General features: G+C 43.8%; 9 protein-coding genes and 2 pseudogenes. 8 read left to right on the top strand and 3 right to left on the bottom strand.

Annotated elements, in window-relative coordinates; all coding sequences use genetic code 11:
• The 3 genes and pseudogenes from B3M51_RS14075 to B3M51_RS14065 all read left to right on the top strand — a co-directional run.
• Positions 1 to 237, top strand: a pseudogene (locus B3M51_RS14075) (NAD(P)/FAD-dependent oxidoreductase); the annotation flags it as partial.
• Positions 238 to 271: 34 nt separating this feature from the next.
• On the top strand, positions 272 to 622 hold the full coding sequence (locus B3M51_RS14070) for a cupin domain-containing protein (RefSeq protein WP_292482213.1): 351 nt from the start codon (positions 272 to 274) through the stop codon (positions 620 to 622).
• A gap of 83 nt (positions 623 to 705) precedes the next feature.
• On the top strand, positions 706 to 1,164 hold the full coding sequence (locus B3M51_RS14065) for an MOSC domain-containing protein (RefSeq protein WP_292760059.1): 459 nt from the start codon (positions 706 to 708) through the stop codon (positions 1,162 to 1,164).
• A 35-nt stretch (positions 1,165 to 1,199) separates the two neighbouring features.
• Here B3M51_RS14065 and B3M51_RS14060 read toward each other — a convergent pair whose 3' ends face one another.
• Entirely contained in the window at positions 1,200 to 1,895 is a 696-nt protein-coding gene (locus tag B3M51_RS14060) for a type 1 glutamine amidotransferase (protein ID WP_292760057.1), read from the bottom strand.
• Positions 1,896 to 2,457: 562 nt separating this feature from the next.
• Here B3M51_RS14060 and B3M51_RS14055 point away from each other — a divergent pair.
• The 5 genes from B3M51_RS14055 to B3M51_RS14035 all read left to right on the top strand — a co-directional run bounded on the left by B3M51_RS14055 (position 2,458) and on the right by B3M51_RS14035 (position 6,591).
• Positions 2,458 to 2,967 carry a DUF1097 domain-containing protein gene (locus B3M51_RS14055; RefSeq protein WP_292482207.1) on the top strand — a complete coding sequence of 170 codons (510 nt, stop codon included), beginning with the start codon at positions 2,458 to 2,460 and terminating at the stop codon, positions 2,965 to 2,967.
• 177 nt (positions 2,968 to 3,144) lie between these two features.
• The gene (locus tag B3M51_RS14050; protein ID WP_292357390.1) at positions 3,145 to 3,378 is read left to right on the top strand and encodes a hypothetical protein; all 234 of its coding nucleotides are present in this window, start codon (positions 3,145 to 3,147) and stop codon (positions 3,376 to 3,378) included.
• On the top strand, positions 3,375 to 4,865 hold the full coding sequence (locus B3M51_RS14045; protein WP_292760055.1) for a sodium:solute symporter family protein: 1,491 nt from the start codon (positions 3,375 to 3,377) through the stop codon (positions 4,863 to 4,865). Before B3M51_RS14050 ends, B3M51_RS14045 begins: the two co-directional genes overlap by 4 nt.
• Positions 4,866 to 4,909: 44 nt before the next feature.
• Positions 4,910 to 5,617, top strand: a complete 708-nt coding sequence (locus tag B3M51_RS14040; protein ID WP_292760054.1) for a lipase family alpha/beta hydrolase — start codon at positions 4,910 to 4,912, stop codon at positions 5,615 to 5,617.
• A gap of 443 nt (positions 5,618 to 6,060) precedes the next feature.
• On the top strand, positions 6,061 to 6,591 hold the full coding sequence (locus B3M51_RS14035) for a DUF3280 domain-containing protein (protein ID WP_292760053.1): 531 nt from the start codon (positions 6,061 to 6,063) through the stop codon (positions 6,589 to 6,591).
• 92 nt (positions 6,592 to 6,683) lie between these two features.
• Here the strand turns inward: B3M51_RS14035 and B3M51_RS14030 are convergent, their stop codons facing one another.
• Together B3M51_RS14030 and B3M51_RS14025 are read right to left on the bottom strand one after the other, a co-directional pair.
• Positions 6,684 to 6,848: a hypothetical protein gene (locus B3M51_RS14030; RefSeq protein ID WP_292482195.1), complete on the bottom strand. Its 165-nt coding sequence runs from the start codon at positions 6,846 to 6,848 to the stop codon at positions 6,684 to 6,686.
• 11 nt (positions 6,849 to 6,859) lie between these two features.
• Positions 6,860 to 7,612 (bottom strand): annotated as a pseudogene (locus tag B3M51_RS14025) (ammonium transporter); the annotation flags it as partial.

Here is a 7,612-nt window from a genome sequence, read left to right as displayed (position 1 = left end):
TTAATTGATGCCACGGACTATCCGTCATTTGATATTCCAGCCGTTAATCAGACCTTTCTGGAATGGAAATATCACAAGAAGAAAAACATTATGACTTTCCGGGATTATTCCTATCGGTCGTTAATGACCGGCACTATGTCCCCACCGCACCATACGCCATGGCTTGAAGCCCTGGATGATTCACTTGAAGCGTATTTGTCAGAAAAAAGTGAAGTACCCGTGGCTAAAGAAGCATAACAACAAAACTATGCTCATAAATTAGGAAAATAAAATGACGGGATTAACCAAAATTGTTGATAAGACAGTCGCGCCTATCGAGACTGATCTTGATGGCTGGACCAAGCTTGAAGGCAATCCAACCATGAAAACGTGGATTGAATATACCAGTCCTGATGAATCAATGATCACCGGGTGTTGGGAAGCGACACCAGGCCTCTATCATGCCGTGTATGCAGGTTGGGAGTTTGTACATCTGATTGAAGGCGATGTAGTGGTTACGCCGGATGATGGTGAGCCGCAAAGTTTCGGACCCGGAGATGCGTTTATGCTGGAGAAAGGTTTTAGTGGAACCTGGTTGATTAAAAGTAAGGTCTATAAACACTTTGCTATCAAGTTGAAGTAATGTTCAATAAACTCAATAAGGAGCGTGCCTGAAAGCATGCTCCTTTTTTGATTCGCTAAATTTGGATGTAAAACAGATTCGAAATGATTAAAGCAATTTTTACAGCAAGCGAAAATCTGGGCGGGCAACGACAAGTCCCGGCAATTGATCTGGTTGCGGGTAAAGGTATTAAAGGCGACCGTAATTTTGATAGAAGCCAATGGCCGGGGCAGAACATCACCTTTATTGAACTGGAAGAAATCAATGCGTTTAATCAGCGTTTTTCGCAGCAGATTAGTCTTTCTGATACCCGGCGTAATGTGATTACCGAGGGTGTTCGTCTTAACGATTTAGTCGGACAGATTTTTCGCATTGGTGACGTCAGTTTTAAAGGCGTAGAACTGTGTGAACCGTGTTCTACCCTAGGTGCCTTACTGCAAAATGATAGCCTAAGCAAAAAAGCTGTCGTCAAAGCATTTACGCACAAAGCCGGACTGCGTGCCGATGTCCTGTCTGATGGTCAAATCAGCGTGGGTATGCAGATTGAACCAGTCGTGAAGTAGCCGGTTTTATACAAGCCACTTCACCACAAAGAGCTTTATCTAGTGGTATCAGATTCCTGATGTAACACATCCAGTAATGCAAACATCGCTTGTCTGCTTCGTTTTAGCGGATCAATGTTATCCATTAATACCATTTCCTTTTGTACAAACTCGGTATCAGGCAGGGGATGCTTTTCCAGGGCCAGAAAGGCTTCAACCGTGCCAGGTTCAACTTCCAGATGAAACTGTAACGCCCAAATCCGCTTGCCATAATAAAACCCCTGACAGGGAGTAATCATACTATTGGCAAAACAGCGGGTATTTTCAGGTAACTCAACACAATCCCCATGCCAGCTAAGTGTTGTTAAATCATCAGGCATCCATGTTATTTCGGGATCGATTTTATTGACGGAAAACCAACCGATCTCCTGCTGAGTATTTGCATATACTTTGGCTCCCATGGCGGAGGCAATTAACTGACAGCCGAGACAAATCCCTAGCACAGTCTTTTCTGCGTCAATCGCTTCACGGATAAGTTGTTTTTCAGCAATCAGCCAGGCGTAGTTGGTTTCATCATAGGTGCTCATAGGCCCTCCCATAACGATTAACCAGTCAAAATCGGTGACTGCGGGCAATTGAACATTCTGATCCAGCCGATAAGTTGTTAATTGAAATGGTTTATCTGCAAACCAATGTCGCATGGAACCAATCCATTCGCCATCAGCATGCTGAAAGATAGCGACTTTCTGCATTCGTAACTCCAAAATCTGATGAAAACAGACAGCAGAAATAGCTATCTGAAAAAAATAAACTGCGAATCGCGGCGTTACGAGCATTATGTTAACGATAGCGAATAACAACACAAAAACCTAGGCACTGTTGATCTTTCATAGCCACCACTACTGCTGGCGGCTATTTTTGTCTCCGACAAGAAAACTTACCTCGCGCCTGGATTGTTACATTTTCAGCCACAACAGAGGCGGAGATGAAACATCAACAAGTCCCGGTCCAGGTCAGTTAGCATCCAATCTTTATCATCAAATTCTATATTCAACTATGTTTGGTCTCGAGCTTAGCTATAACTGTGACGGTTTCAATCAAATGTTGCGTCACATTAAGCTACTGATTAAACAATAAAAATATTGGATGCCCCATTTTTGCTCACTTTACGCACAAATGTGGTGCGAACTAGTTTACAGCAGAGCTTTTATAGGACTACTATCACTCCGGCAACCCTAAAGTTATAAGAGTTATAAATAAAATTTTGTCGAGGAACGGGTTGTTAATTTTTATAAAAATCAATGGAGAGAACGTATGTCAAAGTTAACTGCTTTATCGATCAGTATTGCTGTATTAGGTGGTATTTGGGCATTTCTGGCATTAGGTCCACTAGCCGGTTTTGTTTTAGTTTGGGCAGGATTTATAGCCTGGGCGTGTTTCTTTCATACCGGTGCTGATATGCCAGCCCTGCAAAAAACCATTGTAGGTATGAGTTATGGTGCTGTAATTGCTGGTATTGCTTTATTATTAGCGACTACCAATCCTCTGGGTATACCAGGTGCCGTAGGTCCCGCTATTTATATTGCCGTTACCGTATTCTTTCTGGTTATTGTGGCCAGATTCGATTTGTTATCGGTGGTACCAGCAAATGTTTATGGTTATGCAGCAACTGCCGCATTTGGTTTACAAACAGCCAATGCAGGAAGCGCCATAACGATGAACATGACTAATCCTGTTCTGATCGTCATTCTTTCCACGATTCTTGGTGCGGTTTTTGGTTTATTATCTGCCAAGCTAGCTGCTGCAATCGAAAAGAAATCTTAATATTTAACCGCAATTAAGCGGTTTTTTTATAACCATTTCAGGGCCGACATAACTGAAAGTTATCTCAGTTGTGCCGGCCCTGAGTTATGAATAGCCGGTTAACCTTAGATATTGAATTGCGATGAATTTGTTGACATGCTCATCTCACCCATTTTAATAAAATAGATTTGGACTTTTATGCGTTCAGCCATTTTTCTGCTATTAATTTTATCCACTATTGTCTTAGCGACGTTTCCCATTTTCTTTACCTGGGCTAATCGTGTTGAACCGAGTTTTATTGGTTTACCGTTTGCCTTTCTCTGGCAAATTGCGATGGCTTTATTAGGCGCCTTTTTTCTGGCTTGCTGGTATCTGGTTGAAAGTCGTAGTGGTGATCTGGATATTGAAGTAGAGTCGGAGGCATCAAAATGATTCCAATGTTGATGCTGGCGGGATTTCTGGGGCTTATCCTATGGATAAACCGTCGTCAGATGGGCGTGAAAACGCTGAATGATTATGCAACAGCAAGTCACAGTATTGGCGTGTTGGGCATTACCTTAGGCTTTCTTGCTACCTGGTATGTCGGTGCCGGGTATACCGTTTTTTCAGGGTTTGCCGTCAGTTTTGGCATGATCGGCATGTACGTTATTCCATATGGCATTATCACCATGCTGGTGATGTATCTAGTTGCTGAAAAATCCTTTATCTGGGGCAAGAAATATAACATCCGCACTCAGTCAGAACTGCTGGGGCTTCGTTATCGAAGCGATGCCATCCGGGTATTAACCGGTTTCGCCGGTGTCGCGTTATCAGTACCATGGTTATTAATGGAGTGGTACACGATTGGTTACGTGTTTAATTATGCGACTGATGGATATATAAGCCCGTTACTGGGCATGATCATCGGCATATTTGTAGTGGTGTTTTATGTTGCCCTTGGTGGCATGCGGTCGGTTATCACAGCCAATATTATTCAGGGGCTGTATATGCTAATTGCTGGATCAGCCATTCTGCTGTGGGTTATTTATACACAGCTTGGCGGTATTGAAGGTGCCATGCAACGCATATTGGAACAAAGTCCCGAAGCATTAACCTTTCCCGGGCCCGGCTGGGATATGTCACCAAATTACTGGATGGCAATTGTTATTACCAGTGGTCTGGGCGGCTTTATGTGGCCCTGGGTCTATAACAAGTTATTCGCTGCAGATAGTATTCGTACCATCAAACAATCGGTGTTATTTGCCCCGACGCTGGGCATTCTGTCATTCGGTTTACTGTTTCTTCTGGCAATGGCATTACATCCATTACCGTTTGCCCAACAAAACCCTCAGGAAGCCATGTTCTGGATCCATAGTCAGGCCGGTGCCTGGCCGTTGGGATTCTTTGCGGTGCTGGTTATGGCGGCAAGCCTGGGAACGGTGAGCAGTATCCTTAATGCCATGTCTACAGCAATTTCAGGTGATCTGGCGCAGGTTATTAAACGCGATATCAGTGAGAAAACCGCCTTACAAATAGCCCGCTGGTCAGTAGTTTTTATGAGTATCGGGGCATTGATTGGGGCGTATATAAGAGAAGGACAATTAGTGTTTCTGGCGTTGATGACTTATCAGGGCATGATAGTTTTATCTCCGGTGGTGTTACTCGGACTATATTGGAAGCGTGCCAATAAAATCGGTGCAGTCAGCGGGTTTTTGGCAGGGATGGCCGTATCATTTGGCTTAACCATATTTGAGCCAGCATTTATCATCACTTATGGCTGGACGCCTGGTGTGTATGGCTTTTTAACCACATTGAGTATTATGCTAATTGCCGGATATTGCAGGCCGGTAGAGTCACATGTGGAAAAACTCTGGCAGGATATTGCCATAGCAAAAAATACAAAGCCCACAGCAAAATTAGCAACTGCAAAATCAATTTAACAGCGATGAAAAATTTTAACCGTTTTCCAAATTATGGACGGCTAATGGCTTTTGGCTGGTTAATGCTGAGCGTAATCTCACCATTAGCTCACAGCCAGGAGCAGAAGTCAGCTGGTAATGTTGTGCTGTTACATGGTTTAGCCCGCACATCAGGCTCAATGGATTCGATGGAAAAACATCTGAGCAAAGCAGGGTTTAAGATATGCAATATTGATTATCCTTCCCGCAAACACCGTATCGAGCATCTGACCAGCGAGTTTGTTGTGCCTGAAATCCAACAGTGTTTTGGGGATTCTTTAACACCTGTGTATTTTGTTACCCATTCACTGGGAGGCATTATTGTCAGGCAACTCGCGGCGGAGCATCAACAAATCAAAATTGGCAGGGTAGTTATGTTATCGCCGCCTAATCAAGGCAGTGAAGTGGTCGACAAACTGGGCACGTGGGGCTTATTTGAATGGATAAACGGGCCAGCCGGCAAACAGCTTGGCACGACAGAAGAAGCAGTTCCCAATCAGCTGGGGCCGGCTACGTTTGAACTGGGTATTATTACTGGAAATCGCTCGATCAATCTGATCTTATCGACGCTTATTCCCGGACCTGATGATGGCAAGGTTTCCATCAAAAATGCCCGGTTGGATGGTATGCAGGATTTTCTGGTGGTTCGGCAAACGCATCCGTTTATTATGGCGAATGATACGGTGCAATCGCAGACCCTGCATTTTCTGAAAAACGGCCATTTTCAGCATTAATTCATCATCAATTTATTGAACGGGCAAATCTCCCGCTGTTTGCAGTCAAAAAACTGTTTGAGCTTTCTGTAGTCACTGTTAGGGTCTATTGATCTTTCATAGCCGCCTCTGTTGTGACTGAAAATGCACCAATCAAGGCGCGAGGAATGCAGTTTGCGAGATACATCCATGTACCTCGCCCCTTCGGGGGCTTGCGCTCAAAAACGTTCCAGACGTTTTTGTAGTTGTTCTAAATAAATGACGCGTAACGCAGAGTGGTGCATTTTCAGACACAACCCGAAGGGCTGGGACTATTTTCCACCACACAGCGTTGGAAAAGACTTATGTAGAACAACTACATCTCATCATTTCCGCCTTGTGAGACAAAAAAATAGCCTCCAGCAGTGGTGGCTCTGAAAGATCAACAGACCCTTGTGTAATTAATCGTATTTTAGGAGAACCATATGCCGTTAATGACCCGTGCAACCAGATATATGCTGACGCTGTTATTGTTTATCAGCGCAGCCTCTGTCATGGCCGATGATCATCAGAAACATGACTATAAGACTCTGGTGCTGGATATTCTGATTACTGGGGATAGCTCTGTAACCGGCGATAAAGCCGAGAACGCAGAAAAGATTGCCAAGTTCAGTGAACATCTGCGAAACGAATTAAATGATAAGACACAATTCAATATCATCAACGATGCCGATTCGCTGGCAAAAGTTAAAGCATTTGATGAAAAACAGGACCTGCATTACTGCAATGGTTGTGAAATTACCTTAGCTAAAGAACTGGGTGCAGAGTTGGTGATTGTGCCAAATGTATTTCGCATGAGTCACTTGATTTCAACATTACATGTTGAGTTTAAGGAAGTAGAGTCTGGAAAACTGATTAAGCGTAAATCCTATGATTTTCGTGGCAACACTGACCAGGCCTGGGAGCGTGCTATTAAATACGCGATGCGTGATTTGAAAGATTGGAATAGAGATTAATTTATCTTTTTTGCCAACAAAAACCCCGGCATAAGCCGGGGTTTTTTATAAATTAACGTTATATTTAACCCTGCTGAAAGCAAGAATAAACGCTACTTAATTTTTCCAAATGCCGCATTTTCATGACGGATAATTGAAATAATCAATCCGGCAATAATGGCGGCTGTGCCGATTGCAAATAGCACCAGAGCAAAAGGGTTATCTGCAAAGGTAAAATAGGCACCTACGTTTTCCCAGGTTGTAATTGAACTTCCCATAATAATGCTCCTTAAGTTTCAGAACTTGCTAATTTATTAGGCACTTCACTGGTAGTCAGATCCGTCATAGCAGGTACGCTACCTTCGGGATAAGGTTTAGCCAGCAGTTCAACTTCATCAATACCGATATCTTCGCAAGCCTCGGGCACCCGCAGGCTGTTGGCTTTTTTCAGTAAGAATGACAAGCCATACCCAGGTACAAAGCCCATCAGGCCCATCACTGCCGCACCGATTAACTGACCAACAAAGCTGATTTCCGGTAAACCTTCTGCATTAGGCGTTCCACCGGCAAATACACCGACCAGAACAACCGCAACAACACCTGTGAAACCATGAACACTGACAGCGCCGACCGCATCATCAATACCGCGTTTTTCCAGAAACTTGGCAAATTGAACTGCCACGATACCTGTTGTAACGGCAATGATGAACGCAAGTGAAGGAGAGTAGATATCCAGACCAGCTGCGACAGAGATAATACCGACCAGACCACCAGACATGGTCCAGAAGGGGTCACGTGTAGCGATGTAACAACCAATGATACCTCCGGCAAATCCCATCAGCGTATTAAATGCAAATGCTGAAAGATTTGTAGGTGTTCCATAAATTGTGGTCCAACCTGTCTCACCACCATTAAAGATGATGCAACCACCGAGGAAACCGAAGAAACCAAAGATGATCATCATCAGGCCAATCAAGGTCATTGGTAGACTGTGAGGTGAAATGATTTGTGGCACACCATCAATGAACTTGCCTTTACGAGC

It is taken from the genome of Methylophaga sp. UBA2689, assembly GCA_002354555.1.
GTDB lineage: Bacteria > Pseudomonadota > Gammaproteobacteria > Nitrosococcales > Methylophagaceae > Methylophaga.
The sequence above is the reverse complement of the archived record's forward strand: the minus strand, read 5'-3'. Positions and strand labels throughout refer to the sequence as shown.